Here is a 14,703-nt window from a genome sequence, read left to right as displayed (position 1 = left end):
AACCTTCGAACATGTGAAAGAGGTTCCAATGCGCGCCGTCCGCAGTCTGCTTTGCCTTGCTGCCCTAGTGCCGCTGCCGGCCCTGGCACAGGATCTCGCCTCGGCGGACGCGATCCGTGCGGCCATTGTCGGCAATACCGTGCGCGGCTCGATGGTCGCCTCGGGCGGCTTTACCGAGTATTACGCGCCCGATGGCGCGATCCGGGGGCCCGACTATTCTGGTCAATGGTCGATTGACGGGAACCGCATGTGCTTTGGCTATGATGGCAACCCGGCAAGTTGCTGGGCCGTCCGGGTTTCGGGCCGCAGCGTGGTCTGGGTCGGCTCTGCCGGCGATGAAGGCACCGGCACCATTCTGCCCGGCAATCCCAACAACTATTAAAGTCTCGCCGCCAGCCGAGCCCCCTGATCTATCGCGCGTTTGGCATCCAGCTCTGCCGCCACATCGGCCCCGCCGATGATATACGGCGTGATCCCGTTTGCCATCAGGGCATCGGCCAGCCCGCGTTCCGGCACCTGCCCGGCACACAGGATCACATCATCGACCGGCAGCAGCTCTTCCACCCCATCCCGCTCGATCAGCAGCCCGGCCTCGGTGATCGACCTGTAGGTGACCCCGCCCAGCATCTTCACGCCTTTGGCCGCCAGGGCCGCGCGGTGAATCCAGCCGGTGGTCTTGCCCAGACCCCGCCCCGGCTTTTCCGCCTTGCGCTGCAACAGCCAGACCTCGCGTGCCGGAGCCTCGGGCGCGGGCACCGCAAGGCCCCCGGCCACCTCTGCCGGGTCACCCACACCCCATTCGCGCCGCCACAGTGCAAGATCCACCGTCGGGCTTTCCCCCTGATGCACAAGATATTCGGCCACATCGAAACCGATGCCCCCGGCACCGACCACCGCCACCCGCCGGCCGACCGCGGCCCCCTGCAAGGTTTCAAGATAGCCCAAGGCCCGGTCCTGCCCAGGTATCCCGGGGTCACGCGGCGCGACGCCGGTGGCGATCACCACCGCATCAAACCCGGCCAAACGCTCTGCCGTCACATTTGTGCCCAGCACCAGCTCCACCGTTGACCGGCCCAGCATGGTGGTGAACCAGGCGATCAGCCCGCGAAACTCCTCCTTGCCGGGGACGGATGCCGCCAGATGCAGCTGCCCGCCCACGCGATCTGCCCGGTCGAACAGCACCACGCGGTGCCCGCGCTCCGCCGCCACCAGCGCCGCCATCATCCCCGCAGGCCCCGCGCCGACCACAGCCACCTGTTTGGGCGCTTCAGTCGGTTCATAGACCAGTTCGGTCTCATGACAGGCGCGCGGGTTGACAAGGCAACTGGTCAGTTTGCCGCTGAACGTATGGTCCAGACAGGCCTGATTGCAGGCGATGCAGGGGGCGATCTCCTCGGCGCGTCCCGCCGCCGCCTTTGCGACAAAATCGGCATCGGCCAGGAAAGGCCGCGCCATCGACACCATGTCGGCCTGCCCCGCCGCCAGGATCTGCTCCCCAACCCCCGGCGTGTTGATCCGGTTCGACGTGATCACCGGAATCCCCACATGCGGACGCAGCCGCGCGGTCAGCCAGGTAAAGGCTGCGCGCGGCACCGATGTGGCGATCGTCGGCACCCGCGCCTCGTGCCAGCCGATGCCGGTGTTCAGCATCGTGGCGCCCGCAGCCTCCACCTGCTTTGCCAGCTCCACCACCTCATCCCAGGTCGAACCGTCAGGGATCAGGTCAATCAGGCTGATCCGGTAGATCAGAATGAAATCCGGGCCCACCGCCTGCCGCACGCGGCGCACCACCTCGACCGGCAGGCGCATGCGGTTTTCATAGCTGCCGCCCCAGTCATCCGTGCGCCGGTTGGTGTGGCGCACCAGAAACTGGTTCAGAAAATATCCCTCTGACCCCATGATCTCGACACCATCATAGCCCGCCTCCCGCGCACGGGCGGCGGCAGTGACGATATCGGCAATCTGCTTTTCAAGCCCCGCCGCATCCAAGGCCTGTGGCACGAAAGGCGAGATCGGGGATTTGATCGCCGACGGGGCCACGCAGTCCTTGCCATAGGCATAGCGCCCGGCATGCAGGATCTGCATCGCGATCAAGCCGCCCGCCGCATGCACCGCATCTGTCACCCGGCGGTGATTGGCGATGTCGGCAGCGTTGAACAACCCCGCTGCGCCCGGAAACACCCCGCCCTCGCGGTTCGGGGCCATGCCACCGGTCACGATCAACCCGACGCCCCCCGCCGCGCGCGCCGCATAGAACGCAGCCACCCGGTCCCAGTCGCCGGTTTCTTCCAGCCCCGTGTGCATCGACCCCATCAGCACACGATTGCGCAGGCGGATATGGCCCAGATCCAGCGGGGCAAGCAGATGGGGGTAGGTGGTCATGGTGTCCTCCGGCAACCTTGCCGCAGAATGCCGCATCGGCGGCAGGCTTGTCACCCGCTACGCCGCGTCATCTGCAAGGATCATCCGCCGGTCAGGGTCGCAGCCTAGCCGCTCGACAGGCCGTTCAGCGCCCCGGTCGCGCGCCGCATCAGCCCGTCAATCGACAGGCGAAGCGAGTCGATCATGGCAACATAGGATGTCATCGCATCGGCGGCGCCTGGTATCTGCGCCGAAATCTGCGGGGCCATCACATAGAGCGCCACAATCACAACCGCCAGCAACAGCGCCAGGGCAAATCCCGAACGGAACCCCGATCCCGAAGACGCCCCCGCAAGGTGCTGCCCCTGGTCCCGGCTGCCAGAGGCATCATTGGGTCGCAGACTGGAATTGATCTCTTCAATATCCGGCAACAGATCGCGCCGCGCCGCCGCGCGCGGTTGCGGCACCGCTTCCCCCTTCATTGTGGCAATCCGCCGGTCGGTTTCGGTCCGCGCCGCGGCGGTGGCGGCCGCAGCGGCGGCGGCTGACCCCACCACCGGCGACACCGGCGGCGGCAGCCCCAGGTCTCCCTGCACCTCGATGCCCACAGCCTCCGCCTTGCGGGCGGCCAGCTCCAGTTCGGCCTCCTCGCGCAGAATGGCCAGAACATCCGCGTCAAGGACGCGCCGGACCGGCGCAGCCCCCGCCCGTGGTGGCGGCAGGGGGTCCATACCGTCCTCGTCCTCGGCGTCGTCATCGGGCGCATCGGTCTGGGCCACGGCGGCGGGCGCATCCGGCACGGCTTCCGGCTCGGGCTCGCGGTACAGCGCATCGGTCAGATCATCTTCGGAACTCTCCGGAGTCTGAAACCAGGCATGGCCGCAGTTCGAGCATTGCACGTCACGCCCGGTGTCCGGAATGGCGCTGTCGTCCACCTCATACTGGGCGTCGCAGTTCGGACAGATCAGGCGCATGCCACAAAACCCCTTCCCGGATATTCCCGGATGTTAACAAACACTAGCAACGATGTGGCGCAAGGCCAAGAGTTTGTCGGACACGGCAAACCCCTGTTCCTTCGGCGCATCCGCAACACAGGGCGCTCTGTCCTGCCCGTCCGCGATTGTATCCGCCTCCGCTTTGCGCAATTCTGCCGCCATGCCATGGGAGGCCACCGAGTGATCGCGTTCGAGAATGTGGGATTCAACTACGGCGGCGGGGAATTGCTGTCAGATGTCAGCCTGCGGCTGGCGCCGGGATCATTCCACTTTCTGACCGGGCCGTCCGGCGCAGGGAAATCCACGTTCCTGAAACTTGCCTATGCCGAGTTGCGGCCCACGGCAGGGCGGGTGTCGATCTTTGACCGAGACGCGCGCATGATGACCCGCGATGATGTTGCGCTCAGCCGGCGGCGCATCGGCGTGGTCCATCAGGACTGCCAGTTTCTGGACCACCTGCCCCTCGCCACGAATGTGGCGCTCCCGCTGACGGTGGCCAGCCGCACCGGCGATGCTCAGGATCTGACAGCCTTGCTCGACTGGGTTGGCCTGGGCAAATTGGCCGATGCCTTGCCGCCGCAACTTTCGGGGGGGGAGCGTCAGCGCGCCGCCCTTGCCCGCGCCATCATCATGTCGCCCGATGTGATCCTTGCCGATGAACCCACCGGCAATCTGGACTGGGAGATGTCCTTGCGCCTGCTGACACTGCTGGTCGAGCTGAACCGGATGGGCAAGACCATCCTGATCGCCACCCATGACATGAACCTGATCCGACAGGCCAAGTCGCAATTGGCGGCACGGGTGCTGCGCATCCAGAACCGCCGGGTCCAGCTTGCGGGGGCCGATCTGTGAAACTGGTCCTTCCCGCTTTGCTCGCTGCCGACCGGCAGGCAGACCGCGTCGTACCGCCCTCGGGCTTTACGGCACAGCTGACCTTGTTCACCTCAGGGTCCATGGCCTTTCTGGCCGTGTTTGCCCTGGCGCTATCCCTGGCCTCGGGGCGGCTGGCCGACCGCTGGGCCTCTGCCCTCGCGGGCACCGCCACCATCCGCATTTCGGCACCGCCGGAACAGCTGGACACACAGGTGGCCGCGGTGCTGGCCCTGCTGTCCACCACACCCGGCATCGCCTCGGCCCGTGCGCTGGACAGCGCCGAACAGCGCGCCCTGCTGGAACCCTGGTTTGGCCCTGATCTGCCGATCGATGCCCTGCCGCTGCCCCGGCTGATCGAACTGGCGGAAGCGTCACCCGGCTATGACAGCGATGGCCTGCGCCTGCGGCTTGCCGCCGAAGCGCCGGGTGCGGTGCTCGATGATCATACCCGCTGGCGCCGCCCGATGGCGCAGGCGGCGGAACGGCTGCGCCTGTTGGGCGCGCTGTCGCTGTTTCTGATCGCCGGATCGACCGCGGCGATGATCACACTGGCCGCCAATTCCGCCCTCGCGGCGAACCTGCCTGTGATCCGGGTGCTGCGGCTGGTCGGTGCCAAAGACGCCTATATCGTCCGCGCTTTTGTGCGCCGCTTCACCTTGCGCGCCTTGACCGGGGCGGCTATCGGCACGGTTCTGGCGATGATCGGCATCGCCCTGCTGCCCCGCGCCGACGCGGCCGGTGCCTTCCTGACCGGGCTGGGGTTCGAGGGTGCGGGCTGGCTGTTGCCCTTGCTGCTGCCACCCGTCGTTTCCATTCTGGCATTCGCCGCCACGCGCGCTGCCGCCTTCCGCACCCTGAAAGGGTTGACCTGATGCTTGCCATCCGCTGGATCCTGTCTTTGCTGTTCAACATCCAGATGTATCTGGCCATGGCTATTCTGGCCGTGATCTTTGCCCCTTGGGCGCTGTTTTCGCGCGCGGGCGCTTTTGCCGCCTGCCACACCTATTGCCGCTGGGTGATCTTTACCGCCCGCATCATGCTGGGCCTGCGGGTCGAGGTGCGCGGCACGCCGCCCAGCGATGAGGTGATCGTCGCAGCAAAGCATCAGAGTTTCTTCGACATTCTGGTGATCTTCAACGCCATCCCGCGCGGCAAGTTCATCATGAAGCGCGAGCTGATCTATGCCCCCTTCCTGGGCCAGTATGCCCAGCGCATCGGCTGTGTCTTCGTCGACCGGGGCAAGCGCGGTGCCGCGATTGCGCGGATGAAGGCCGATGTTGCCCGTACCGCCGCCGATCCCGGCCAGCTGGTGATCTATCCGCAAGGCACCCGCGTCGCGCCCGGCGTTGACAAGCCCTACAAGGTCGGGTCAGGCCTGATTTATGAACAACTTGGCCAACCCTGCGTGCCCGTGGCCACCAACATCGGCGTTTTCTGGCCAAAGCGCGGCATTTTACGCAAGCCTGGCACCTGCGTGGTGCACTTCCTGCCCCGGATAGACCCCGGCCTGCGTGTGGCAGACTTCATGAAACGGCTGGAACAGGATATCGAAACCACCTCCGACGCTTTGCTGGTTGAGGCCGGGTTTCATAAATCATAACGGCGCGGAACCGCTTGGCCAAGGCGGCGTTAGACAGGATGACCTTGGAAAGCCTATACGCAACGCTCCACACGGCCCCGCTGATGGTGCCACTTTTGGGCAGTCTGATAACCGGGGCCTTGATCGGGGCCGAGCGTGAATTGCAGGGCAAGCCTGCAGGGCTGCGCACCCATACGCTTGTCTGTTTCGGCTCTGCGCTGATGATGCTGATCGCGGCACGGCAGGCGGACTGGGATACCACGCTGCTGCCCGCCACCCAGATTGTCAGCGACATGTCCCGCATGCCGCATGCCATCCTGACCGGCATCGGCTTCTTGTGCGCCGGGGTGATCTTCCGCGAAGGTCTGTCGGTGCAGGGCCTGACGACGGCTGCCTCGCTCTGGGTCACGGCATCGCTGGGCATCGTCTATGGGGCCGGCATGCTGGAACTGGCGGTCATCGGCACGCTGATCGTTCTGGGCGTGCTGGTCATGTTGCGGGTGCTGCAGCACTTGTTTCCCGCGCATCTCAGCCTCAAAATCCGTGTCTCGGCCCTGCCAGGGTTTCGTGCGGCCGATCTGCTGGCCCTTCTGGCTGATGCACAGCTGAAAGCCGGGCCAATGGCAGTCGACCGGGGCGAAGACCATGTGACGGTGACGACCACCGCCAGATTGCCCAAGGGCCCCCTGGATCTGGATGCGCTCGGCACAGCGCTTCAGGCAAACCCGCTGGTGCGCAGCGTGGCGCTTGACCCGGTTGACTGACCACGCCATGACCCTCCCTGTCCATTCAAGGTACAAGGATGCAGGCCATGACCCCGATCACCGATCTTGAGAGTCTGCACGCGCTCTATGGCACCGCCGGGGAAAGTGCGCGGCGCAAGGTCACCCCCGGTCTGACCTCTGCCTATCGGACATGGATCGAACGGTCCCGCTTTTGTGTGCTGACCACCGTCGGTCCGGAAGGCACCGATGGCAGCCCGCGCGGCGATGATGGCCCGGTGGTCATGGTGCTGGACGACCGCACCCTTGCCCTGCCCGATTGGCAGGGGAATGAACGGATTGACAGCCTGCGCAACATCATCCGCGATGGCCGGGTCAGCCTGCTGTTTCTGGTGGCGGGCAGCGTCAATGCCATGCGCGTCAACGGCACGGCCATCGTCACCGCCGACGCAACCCTGCGTGCGCGGTTCAACCGTGAGGTCAAACAGCCCCGCAGCGTGATTGTGATCACCATCGCCGAAGTCTATTCCCAATGCGCCCGCGCGCTGATCCGCGCCGGGCTGTGGACATCGGGGGACCAATCGGCGGGCCTGCCCAGCGTGGGCGATATGCTGCGTGAAATCACCAATGGTGGCATCGACGGCACCGCCTATGATACCGCATGGCCCGTCCGCGCCGCCAAGACCATGTGGTAAAGCCTCAGGCCAGTTTCAGCGCGATGATCCCGCCAAGGATCAGCAAGATCCCCAGAACCCGCACCGCATTGACCGGCTCGCTAAACAGGATCACGGCCAGAATGGCAGTGCCCAGCGTGCCGATGCCAACCCAGACGGCATAGGCCGTGCCCACCGGCAGTTCTTTCATCGCCAGCGACAACAGCCAGAAACTGGCCAGAGCCCCGATGATGGTCAACACCGTCGGGACCGGTCGGCTGAACCCGTCAGAGTATTTCAGCCCGATCGCCCAGCCGGTTTCCAGCAAACCGGCCAACAGCACCAGAATCCAAGGGCTCATGCCGCCAGACCTTTTGTTCCCATTTCAATGAACTTCGACCGGCGATCCTTGATCAGCGCCTCGGGCTTCTTGCCCGACAGCTCTTTCAGCATCGCCTCGATGCCTTTGCCCACCGCGTCGATGGCCTCGCGCCGCCCGCGCTGTGCGCCGCCCATGGGTTCCTTGATGATCCGGTCGATCACACCCAGCTTTTGCAGATCCTGCGCCGTCAGTCGCAAGGCCTCGGCGGCCTCGCGCATCTTTTCGGCATCCTTCCACAGGATAGACGCGCAGCCTTCGGGCGAGATCACCGAATAGACCGAATGCTCCAGCATCGCGACCCGGTTCGCGGTGGCAAAGGCCACCGCCCCGCCGGACCCGCCTTCCCCAATCACCACCGAAATCAGCGGCACGCCAATTTCAAGGCATTTCTGGGTGCTGCGTGCAATCGCTTCGGCCTGCCCACGCTCTTCCGCGCCCTTGCCGGGGTAGGCACCGGGCGTATCAACCAATGTGATCACCGGCAGCCGAAACCGGTCTGCCATATCCATCAGCCGGATCGCCTTGCGATAGCCCTCTGGCCGCGCCATGCCGAAATTCCGCTCGATCCGGCTTTTGGTGTCATGGCCCTTTTCATGCCCGATCAGCACCACCGGCTGGTCGTTGAACCGCGCAAGCCCGCCCATCACCGCATGGTCATCGGCAAAATTCCGGTCGCCCGCCAAAGGCGTGTATTCGCTGAACAGCGCCTCGATGTAATCCTTGCAATGCGGGCGCTCGGGGTGGCGTGCCACCAGACATTTGCGCCAGGGCGTCAGATCCTTGTACAGATCGCGCAGCATCGCCTCGGCCTTCTTGTCCAGAGCCTCGGCTTCCTTGGCAATATCCATCTCCGGATTGCTGCGCCCCATGGCCCGCAACTCTTCGGCCTTGCCTTCGATTTCGGCGAGGGGTTTTTCGAACTCAAGGTAATTCATCGGGCACTCCGTGAAGGACAGGGCACTATATGCCTCTGCCTGCCGGGCAATGCAACCGCGCCCCGTTTCGGCCGCCCGCAATCTGCAGCAGGCCGCTGACCTGCCCCCGGGACCCTCTGAAAACAGCAGCGCCCCGAACCGCTGGTTCGGGGCGTGCATCCTCCCAGTTTGCTGCGCGGGGGCCTCCTCTCCCCTGATGCGCAGCGCGGGTATTCTTTTCAATCTGCCAGTATTTCAGGCGCTCATAACGAAGCATTGACCAGCCCGTGGCATCTTGTCAACGACTCCGACACCACACAGCGTCACCCGGCGATCATTTCTGCCTGACGCACCACCACCTCGGCCTGTTTGATGCTGGCAATGTCCACCAACCGGCCCTTGAACACCGTCGCCCCCTCGCCCCGCGCCTTTGCCGCCTCCATCGCGGCCAGAATCTCGCGTGCTTCGGTCACCGCAGCCTCTGATGGGGTAAAGACCTCATTGGCCAGCGCCACCTGTTTGGGATGGATCGCCCATTTGCCAACCATGCCCAGCGTGGCCGACCGCCACGCCTGCGCGCGAAAGCCTTCGTCGTCCGAAAAATCGCCAAACGGCCCGTCCACCGGCAAGATCCCATGTGTGCGGCAGGCCGCCACAATCGCCGCCTGTGCCCAGTGCCACGGGTCCGACCAATGCTTTGCCCCCTCGCGCAGCATGTAGTAATTTTCCTGCGTCCCGCCGATGCCGGTGGTCTGCATCCCCATGCTTGCCGCAAAATCCGCCGCACCCAGGCTCATGGCCTGCAGGCGCGGGCTGCTGGCGGCAATCTCTTCGACATGCGCGATCCCGGCCGCACTTTCGATGATCACCTCAAAGCTGATCGGCTTGGCGCGCCCCTTGGCCCGCTCCACCGCCGTCACCAGCGCATCCACCGCATAGACATCCGCCGCGCAGCCGACCTTGGGAATCATGATCTGGTCCAGCCGGTCGCCTGCCTGTTCCAGCAAATCAACCACATCGCGATACCAGAACGGCGTATCCAGACCGTTGATCCGCACCGACAGGGTTTTGGTCCCCCAGTCCACCGTGTTGATCGCCGCAATGATATTGGCCCGCGCGGCATCCTTGTCACCCGGCGCAACCGAATCCTCAAGATCCAGATTGATCACATCCGCCGCCGACGCCGCCATCTTTTCAAACAAGGCCGGGCGCGATCCGGGGCCGAACAACTGACACCGGTTCGGGCGGGCGGGCGGTGTGGGTTGGATACGAAAGCTCATCGGCGGCCTCAGGCAAGTTAATTTCACGACTATGCACGGCAGCGATAGATTATTGCGCGCACGCTTGCAATCCCTTGTTTGCAGATGCAGCATCGCGCCGTGTCCGTGCGCCTGCCCCCTGATCCGCCGAATGACTCGCCAGAATGAACAGCATCCTTCGCAGACCTTGACGCGCCGCTCCCGCTGGCCCAAACCCACAGCAACATCCACCCGCCGCATCCGGCCCTATGGGGAGTGCACCATGACCCGCACCGTCTATGTCAACGGCCAGTACCTGCCCGAACACGAAGCCACCGTCTCGATCTTTGACCGGGGCTTTCTGATGGCTGATGGAGTCTATGAGGTGACCTCGGTCCTTGATGGCAAGCTGATCGACTTTGACGGCCATATCAAACGCCTGCACCGCAGCCTGTCCGAACTCGACATCGCCGCGCCCTGTTCGGATGACGAGCTTGTGGCCATGCACCGCGAACTGGTGGCCGTGAACAAAATCGATCAGGGCATGATCTATCTGCAGGTCACGCGCGGCAATCCCGGCGACCGCAGCTTTGTATTTCCGCCCGCAGACCTGCCGCCGACCATCGTGGCCTTCACGCAGGACATCCCCAACCTCGCCGATGCGCCCGCCGCGAAAACCGGCTTCCGCGTCATCTCGATCCCCGATCTGCGCTGGGATCGGCGCGATATCAAGACCGTGCAACTGCTTTACCCATCGATGGGCAAGATGATGGCCAAAAAGGCCGGGGTCGATGACAGCTGGTTTGTCGAGGATGGGGCTGTGACCGAAGGCACCTCGAACAACGCCTATATCGTCAAGGGCAACCGCATCATCACGCGGCAGCTGTCCACCGACATCCTGCACGGCATCACCCGCGTCGCCGTGCTGCGCTTTGCCGCCGAAGCGCAGTTTGAGGTGGAGGAACGTCCCTTTACCATTGAAGAAGCGCAAAACGCGGATGAGGCGTTTTCCACCGCCGCATCGATCTTCGTCATGCCTGTGGTGGAAATTGATGGCAAAGCGGTGGGCACCGGCAAACCCGGCCCCGTCGCCCAGCGCCTGCGCGAGCTTTATCTCGAAGAAATGCGCAAAGCCGCGATCTGACATGGCGGTCGGCCCAAGGCGGGCCGGCCCTTACTCCGGTTTGCCGACGTTGGTGGCAAAAGCGTCGGCAAACGCCGCCTGCTTGTCGGCATCGGCAGGTGTCTGATGCGCCGCCACCCAGTCTTCATAGGGCATGCCATAGACAATCTCGCGCGCGGCGGCCTTGTCCATCTCGATCCCGCGCGCGTTTGCCGCTTCCTGATACCACCGGCTCAGGCAGTTGCGGCAAAACCCGGCCATGGTCATCAGATCGATGTTCTGCACATCGGGCCGCTTTTCCAGCAGATGATGCATCAGCGCGCGGAACGCAGCGGCCTCAAGCTCGGTTCGGGTCTGGTCATCATCGGTCATGTGTGCCTCCTGCCGTCAGCATGTCCGATAAGAACAAAAGGATCAAGGCGCGGGCGGCTGACTGCGGCTGGGCACTCAGGCGGCTTGCAGGTCCAGCCAAGGCTGCGTGTTGGCCGACAAATCCGCGACCGACTGTCCGATCAGCCGAACGGCCACGACGCCATCAATAAGGATTAATGTCGTGTCCGGCCCATCGCCCACAAGGCTGACCGATGCACTGTCGGGATTATCCACATACAGAAACAGACTCTCAATCCGATAGTCGAAATCCGTAATCGTGGTCACCGCATCGCCCGGCCGATAGGCGATGTCAAAATCATCATCACCTTCGCCCCCGGTCAGGGTGTCGCCATCATCGCCCAAAAGCAGGTCGTCGCCGATGCCACCAAACAAAGCATCCGCGCCACGCTCATCGACACTGCCCGACGTGACGCTGTTGCTCACCCGGTCCAGCTGCGGGTCCGTCACCAAAGGGCCGAAACTGCGGTCCAAAGCGCCGCGCAATTCTCCTGACACCTCCTGCAGTTGGTCGCCAAGGCGGTCATATTCAAAGCCGATCAGAGTATCGTCACCGCCGCCTCCGCGCAGGACATTCGATCCGCTGGAACCGATCAGAACATCATCGCCGCTGCCCCCCGACAGCGTATCATTTCCAGCGCCGCCGATCAGAAGGTCAGCGCCGCTGGCACCGTCCAGCAGGTCGTTTCCGCCACCGCCCAGAACAATATCGTCACCAGCATCCCCGGTCAGCATGTCATTGCCAAATTCTCCGGCGACGACATCATTGCCATCAAGACCTTCGATCAGATCCCGGCCGTTGCCACCAAGCAGAATGTCATTCAGGACCGTTCCCGCCAGTTCCTCTCCGTCTGACGTTCCGACCTGAACCTCGCCCGCCTCTTCCGAAGGCTCATCCGAGGCATCGTTCTCTCCGCCGCCGCCACCGCCAAGCACCAGCCCCCCAGCCAGCAACAGGGGAAGAAAAAGCAAAAGCTCCACGGCACACTCCACAAAAGGAAAACAGCTTCATCCAATTCGCTTCAAATGCACAGCAGCTTGCCCGGCTGGTCAAGAACTTTGAAAGATTGGACAAAGGATTCGATCCAATCGCCGTTGATGCCGCGCCGCTGTTGCCAAGACCGCGCCGGCCCGGTGTTCAGCCCGTCACCGCTGCAAGCGCCGCCGTCAGCACCGGGGCCAGCCGCCGCGCCCAGTCCTGCTGCTGCTCCGCGGTCACGATCAGGTCATTGCGCACCTCGATCAAGGTGTTGTGCCGCCCCGCCTGCAAGGCATGGCGGTCAATCGCATCGCCGGGCAGATGGCCGGAATAGGGTTCATTATCGCCCACGCACCAGTCGCGCACCGTCTGCAATTCTGTGATCAACGCACGCGACAGACGCTCATCCTCCGGGCTGTGCAGCACGCCGATGTGCCACGGCCGGGGCGGACGGCCTTTCAGGCAAGGGGTGAAGGAATGGATGGCAAGGATGGCCCGCCCCTCGGCCTGCTGCGCCAGCGCCGCATGATAGGGCCGATACAGCCGCGCCAACCGGTCCTCCACCTCCGCCGGACCGACATGGCGGTTGGCGGGGATGATCGTGCCATCATACAGCTTCATCACCAGCGTGGGATCGTCTTCGCCCCGGTTCGGATCGATCACCAGACGGCTGAAATCGGAACAGATGACCGGGCTGTCCAGTGCCTCACCAAGGGCAATTGCCAAACCGCGCGCACCCACATCATAGGCGATGTGCCGCGCCATATCTTCGGCCGCAATCCCCAGCGTGCCACCCAGCCACTCCGGCACCCGGTTCGTGGCGTGATCACAGGTCACCAGCCAGGGCCCTGGCCGCGTTGCCCCAAGGACTTCAAACGCCTCATGCCTGATTTCCGGGCGAAATTCCGTCATGCTTTCTTTACTCCGCCATGCTTTTAACCGTTTAGGCGCTTTGGGCCAAAAGCGCCAGTTGCTCCGCACGTCCGATTGCTTTATCCCCACCCGTGGCCCACCACGAAGTGATAACCGAAGAAGGAACAAGGCATGAGACGCCTTCGGAATGTTAAGATCGTGGCCACGCTGGGGCCCGCATCCAATGATTATGAAATGATCCGCGCCTTGTTCGAGGCCGGGGCCGATGTGTTCCGCCTGAACATGAGCCATGGCACGCATGACGACATCCGCGCGCGCCACGCCATGATCCGGCAGGTCGAAGCGGACACCGGACGGCCCATCGCCATTCTGGCCGATCTTCAGGGGCCAAAGCTGCGCGTCGGGACCTTTGCGCAAGAGTCCTATGATCTGGCCGATGGCGACAAGTTCCGCCTTGATCTGGATGCCACACCTGGCGATGCCACCCGGGTGCAACTGCCGCATCCCGAAATCTTTGCCGCCCTGGAACCCGGCGCTTCTCTTTTGGTCAACGATGGCAAGATCCGCCTGATCGTCGATGAGTGCGGCACCGATTACGCCAATTGCACCGTCACCGTCGGCGGCGCAATTTCCAACCGCAAGGGTGTGAACGTGCCCGATGTGGTGCTGCCGCTGGCGGCCCTCTCGGCCAAAGACCTCAAGGATCTGGAATTTGCCTGCAGCATCGGCGTTGACTGGATCGCGCTGTCGTTTGTCCAGCGACCGGAGGATGTGACCGAAGCCAAAGAGCTGGTGAAGGGTCGCGCCCTGGTGTTGTCGAAAATCGAAAAACCTGCCGCCGTCAAAGCCTATGACGCCATTCTGGCGGTGTCGGATGGCATCATGGTCGCGCGTGGCGATCTTGGGGTGGAACTGCCGGTCTATTCGGTGCCGCCGATTCAGAAGCGTCTGGTCCGCAAGGCCCGCGCCGCCGCCAAGCCGGTGATCGTCGCCACCCAGATGCTGGAATCGATGATCGAATCGCCGATGCCCACCCGGGCCGAGGTGTCGGATGTCGCCACTGCGATCTATGAAGGCGCCGATGCCGTCATGTTGTCCGCCGAATCTGCCGCCGGGAAATTCCCGATCGAGGCGGTGACCACGATGAACAACGTGGCGATCTCGGTCGAAAGCGATCCGACCTATCGCCAGATCATCGAGTCCAGCCGTCAGGTGGTCCGCTCCACCGTGGCCGATGGCATTGTCGGTGCCGCGCGCGAAATCGCGGAATCGGCCGATATCAAGGCCATCGCCGTGTTCTCGCAGACCGGCACCACCGTCAACCTGGTGTCGCGCGAACGCCCGCGCGTTCCGATCATCGCGCTGACCCCGCTGATCGGCACCGCGCGCCGGCTGTGCCTGACCTGGGGCACCCATTGCGTGATGACCGAAGAGCAGGACCGGTTCAAAGGGGCTGTCATCTCGGCTGTCCGCGCTGCGCGCCAGCATGGCTTTGCCACGGAAACTGACCAGATCGTGCTGACCGCCGGGGTGCCCTTCAATGTGCAGGGTACCACAAACATCCTGCGCGTGGCCCCCTGTGATGAACGATTGATTTACAAAGCCGATCCTGAATAATCCC

The 14,703-nt window shown here is 63.9% G+C and carries 16 protein-coding genes; 8 read left to right on the top strand and 8 right to left on the bottom strand.

Features of this window, described 5'->3' with window-relative positions; genetic code table 11:
- Window positions 1–28 precede the first annotated feature (28 nt).
- The gene (locus CXR43_RS01045) at window positions 29–382 is read left to right on the top strand and encodes a hypothetical protein (protein ID WP_103332193.1); all 354 of its coding nucleotides are present in this window, start codon (window positions 29–31) and stop codon (window positions 380–382) included.
- On the opposite strand, the gene CXR43_RS01040 is transcribed toward CXR43_RS01045, so the two are convergent.
- Together CXR43_RS01040 and CXR43_RS01035 are read right to left on the bottom strand one after the other, a co-directional pair.
- Entirely contained in the window at window positions 379–2,382 is a 2,004-nt protein-coding gene (locus CXR43_RS01040; protein ID WP_103332746.1) for an NADPH-dependent 2,4-dienoyl-CoA reductase, read from the bottom strand. The two genes, CXR43_RS01045 and CXR43_RS01040, sit on opposite strands and share 4 nt — an antisense overlap.
- Before the next feature lie 104 nt (window positions 2,383–2,486).
- A complete protein-coding gene (locus CXR43_RS01035) occupies window positions 2,487–3,335 on the bottom strand; it encodes a zinc-ribbon domain-containing protein (protein ID WP_103332192.1) in 849 nt (282 codons plus the stop codon).
- A 201-nt stretch (window positions 3,336–3,536) separates the two neighbouring features.
- On the opposite strand from CXR43_RS01035, the gene CXR43_RS01030 reads away from it, so the two are divergent.
- From CXR43_RS01030 to CXR43_RS01010, 5 genes are read left to right on the top strand one after another with little or no spacing between them, the layout of a single operon-like run.
- Window positions 3,537–4,208, top strand: a complete 672-nt coding sequence (locus tag CXR43_RS01030) for a cell division ATP-binding protein FtsE (protein ID WP_103332191.1) — start codon at window positions 3,537–3,539, stop codon at window positions 4,206–4,208.
- Complete coding sequence (locus tag CXR43_RS01025; protein WP_103332190.1) at window positions 4,205–5,101, top strand: cell division protein FtsX; 897 nt, start codon at window positions 4,205–4,207, stop codon at window positions 5,099–5,101. The genes CXR43_RS01030 and CXR43_RS01025 overlap by 4 nt, the downstream gene beginning before the upstream one ends.
- Window positions 5,101–5,829 (top strand): lysophospholipid acyltransferase family protein, encoded by a 729-nt coding sequence (locus tag CXR43_RS01020; protein WP_435530775.1) that lies wholly within the window; start codon window positions 5,101–5,103, stop codon window positions 5,827–5,829. Before CXR43_RS01025 ends, CXR43_RS01020 begins: the two co-directional genes overlap by 1 nt.
- Before the next feature lie 38 nt (window positions 5,830–5,867).
- Window positions 5,868–6,572: an MgtC/SapB family protein gene (locus CXR43_RS01015; protein WP_103332188.1), complete on the top strand. Its 705-nt coding sequence runs from the start codon at window positions 5,868–5,870 to the stop codon at window positions 6,570–6,572.
- A gap of 47 nt (window positions 6,573–6,619) precedes the next feature.
- Window positions 6,620–7,225, top strand: a complete 606-nt coding sequence (locus tag CXR43_RS01010; protein WP_103332745.1) for a pyridoxamine 5'-phosphate oxidase family protein — start codon at window positions 6,620–6,622, stop codon at window positions 7,223–7,225.
- A gap of 4 nt (window positions 7,226–7,229) precedes the next feature.
- Here CXR43_RS01010 and CXR43_RS01005 read toward each other — a convergent pair whose 3' ends face one another.
- From CXR43_RS01005 to CXR43_RS00995, 3 genes are all read right to left on the bottom strand, one after another.
- Window positions 7,230–7,544, bottom strand: coding sequence for a DMT family transporter (locus CXR43_RS01005; protein WP_103332187.1), 315 nt, complete (start codon window positions 7,542–7,544; stop codon window positions 7,230–7,232).
- On the bottom strand, window positions 7,541–8,500 hold the full coding sequence (locus CXR43_RS01000; protein WP_103332186.1) for an acetyl-CoA carboxylase carboxyltransferase subunit alpha: 960 nt from the start codon (window positions 8,498–8,500) through the stop codon (window positions 7,541–7,543). The genes CXR43_RS01005 and CXR43_RS01000 overlap by 4 nt, the downstream gene beginning before the upstream one ends.
- Before the next feature lie 302 nt (window positions 8,501–8,802).
- Window positions 8,803–9,759, bottom strand: coding sequence for an L-malyl-CoA/beta-methylmalyl-CoA lyase (locus CXR43_RS00995; RefSeq protein ID WP_103332185.1), 957 nt, complete (start codon window positions 9,757–9,759; stop codon window positions 8,803–8,805).
- 241 nt (window positions 9,760–10,000) lie between these two features.
- Here CXR43_RS00995 and CXR43_RS00990 point away from each other — a divergent pair, with 241 nt between their 5' ends.
- The gene (locus tag CXR43_RS00990) at window positions 10,001–10,861 is read left to right on the top strand and encodes a D-amino-acid transaminase (RefSeq protein ID WP_103332744.1); all 861 of its coding nucleotides are present in this window, start codon (window positions 10,001–10,003) and stop codon (window positions 10,859–10,861) included.
- A 30-nt stretch (window positions 10,862–10,891) separates the two neighbouring features.
- On the opposite strand, the gene CXR43_RS00985 is transcribed toward CXR43_RS00990, so the two are convergent.
- The 3 genes from CXR43_RS00985 to CXR43_RS00975 form a co-directional block, all read right to left on the bottom strand.
- Entirely contained in the window at window positions 10,892–11,212 is a 321-nt protein-coding gene (locus tag CXR43_RS00985; RefSeq protein WP_103332184.1) for a DUF1244 domain-containing protein, read from the bottom strand.
- A gap of 75 nt (window positions 11,213–11,287) precedes the next feature.
- On the bottom strand, window positions 11,288–12,211 hold the full coding sequence (locus CXR43_RS00980; protein ID WP_103332183.1) for a calcium-binding protein: 924 nt from the start codon (window positions 12,209–12,211) through the stop codon (window positions 11,288–11,290).
- Between the two features lie 157 nt (window positions 12,212–12,368).
- Window positions 12,369–13,121: an N-formylglutamate amidohydrolase gene (locus CXR43_RS00975; protein WP_103332182.1), complete on the bottom strand. Its 753-nt coding sequence runs from the start codon at window positions 13,119–13,121 to the stop codon at window positions 12,369–12,371.
- A 132-nt stretch (window positions 13,122–13,253) separates the two neighbouring features.
- Here CXR43_RS00975 and pyk point away from each other — a divergent pair, with 132 nt between their 5' ends.
- A complete protein-coding gene (gene pyk, locus CXR43_RS00970) occupies window positions 13,254–14,699 on the top strand; it encodes a pyruvate kinase (RefSeq protein ID WP_103332181.1) in 1,446 nt (481 codons plus the stop codon).
- Window positions 14,700–14,703 lie beyond the last annotated feature (4 nt).

The organism is Pseudotabrizicola formosa, assembly GCF_002900965.1.
In the GTDB taxonomy this organism is placed as follows: Bacteria; Pseudomonadota; Alphaproteobacteria; order Rhodobacterales; family Rhodobacteraceae; genus Pseudotabrizicola; species Pseudotabrizicola formosa.
The sequence above is the reverse complement of the archived record's forward strand: the minus strand, read 5'-3'. Positions and strand labels throughout refer to the sequence as shown.

Bases quoted from the DNA above. Each gene is read 5' to 3' on its own strand.
- CXR43_RS01045 (WP_103332193.1), top strand. From the start codon at position 29: ATGCGCGCCGTCCGCAGTCTGCTTTGCCTTGCTGCCCTAGTGCCGCTG.
- CXR43_RS01040 (WP_103332746.1), bottom strand. From the start codon at position 2,382: ATGACCACCTACCCCCATCTGCTTGCCCCGCTGGATCTGGGCCATATC.
- CXR43_RS01035 (WP_103332192.1), bottom strand. From the start codon at position 3,335: ATGCGCCTGATCTGTCCGAACTGCGACGCCCAGTATGAGGTGGACGAC.
- CXR43_RS01020 (WP_435530775.1), top strand. From the start codon at position 5,101: ATGCTTGCCATCCGCTGGATCCTGTCTTTGCTGTTCAACATCCAGATG.
- CXR43_RS01015 (WP_103332188.1), top strand. From the start codon at position 5,868: ATGACCTTGGAAAGCCTATACGCAACGCTCCACACGGCCCCGCTGATG.
- CXR43_RS01010 (WP_103332745.1), top strand. From the start codon at position 6,620: ATGACCCCGATCACCGATCTTGAGAGTCTGCACGCGCTCTATGGCACC.
- CXR43_RS01005 (WP_103332187.1), bottom strand. From the start codon at position 7,544: ATGAGCCCTTGGATTCTGGTGCTGTTGGCCGGTTTGCTGGAAACCGGC.
- CXR43_RS01000 (WP_103332186.1), bottom strand. From the start codon at position 8,500: ATGAATTACCTTGAGTTCGAAAAACCCCTCGCCGAAATCGAAGGCAAG.
- CXR43_RS00995 (WP_103332185.1), bottom strand. From the start codon at position 9,759: ATGAGCTTTCGTATCCAACCCACACCGCCCGCCCGCCCGAACCGGTGT.
- CXR43_RS00990 (WP_103332744.1), top strand. From the start codon at position 10,001: ATGACCCGCACCGTCTATGTCAACGGCCAGTACCTGCCCGAACACGAA.
- CXR43_RS00985 (WP_103332184.1), bottom strand. From the start codon at position 11,212: ATGACCGATGATGACCAGACCCGAACCGAGCTTGAGGCCGCTGCGTTC.
- CXR43_RS00975 (WP_103332182.1), bottom strand. From the start codon at position 13,121: ATGACGGAATTTCGCCCGGAAATCAGGCATGAGGCGTTTGAAGTCCTT.
- pyk (WP_103332181.1), top strand. From the start codon at position 13,254: ATGAGACGCCTTCGGAATGTTAAGATCGTGGCCACGCTGGGGCCCGCA.